Annotated in this window: 1 protein-coding gene; it reads left to right on the top strand. The window is 74.9% G+C overall.

The genetic code is table 11. The features are described 5' to 3' along the window. Positions 1–57: 57 nt before the first annotated feature. Positions 58–771 carry an amino acid ABC transporter ATP-binding protein gene (locus GTR00_RS22015; protein WP_166613608.1) on the top strand — a complete coding sequence of 238 codons (714 nt, stop codon included), beginning with the start codon at positions 58–60 and terminating at the stop codon, positions 769–771. Position 772 lies beyond the last annotated feature (1 nt).

Raw genomic sequence — 772 nt, 5'->3', positions numbered from 1 at the left:
GCCCCGACCACCGCCCCGACCACCGCCCCCGGTTCCGGCCACTACGCCGGGTCCAGCCTGGAGCTGCGCGGCCTGCGCCTGGCGTACGGGCCCGTGGAGGTCGTGCGCGGCGTCGACCTGACCGTCGCCCCGGGCAGCACCACCTGCGTCATCGGCCCGTCGGGGTCGGGCAAGTCCACCCTGCTGCGCGGCGTGAACCGCCTGCACGAGCCGGCGGGCGGTGACGTGCTCATCGGCGGGGAGAGCGCGCTGACGGTCGCCCCGGACGCGCTGCGCCGCCGGGTCGGGATGGTGTTCCAGCACTTCAACCTCTTCCCCGACCACACCGCCGAGGAGAACGTCGCCCTGGCGCTGCGCACGGTGAAGAAGGTCCCTCGGGCGCAGGCGCTGCGCACCGCCCGCGAGCGCCTGGCCGAGGTCGGCCTGGCCGAGCGCGCCGACCACCGCCCCCGCGACCTGTCCGGCGGCCAGCAGCAGCGCGTGGCGATCGCCCGTGCGCTGGCGCTGGAACCGGAGGTGGTGCTCTTCGACGAGGTCACCTCCGCGCTGGACCCCGAGCTGGTCAAGGGCGTGCTGGACCTCATGGCCGGGCTCGGCCGGCAGGGCATGACGATGGTCGTCGTCACCCACGAGATGGGCTTCGCCCGCCGCGTCGCCGACCAGGTGGTGTTCATGGACACTGGCCGGGTCGTGGAAGCGGGCCCGCCCGCGCAGCTGTTCGAGGCGCCGCGCAGCGAGCGGCTGCAGCGCTTCCTGTCGCAGGTCCTGTGAG

It is taken from the genome of Kineococcus indalonis (assembly GCF_009906395.1).
GTDB lineage: Bacteria > Actinomycetota > Actinomycetes > Actinomycetales > Kineococcaceae > Kineococcus > Kineococcus indalonis.
The sequence above is the reverse complement of the archived record's forward strand: the minus strand, read 5'-3'. Positions and strand labels throughout refer to the sequence as shown.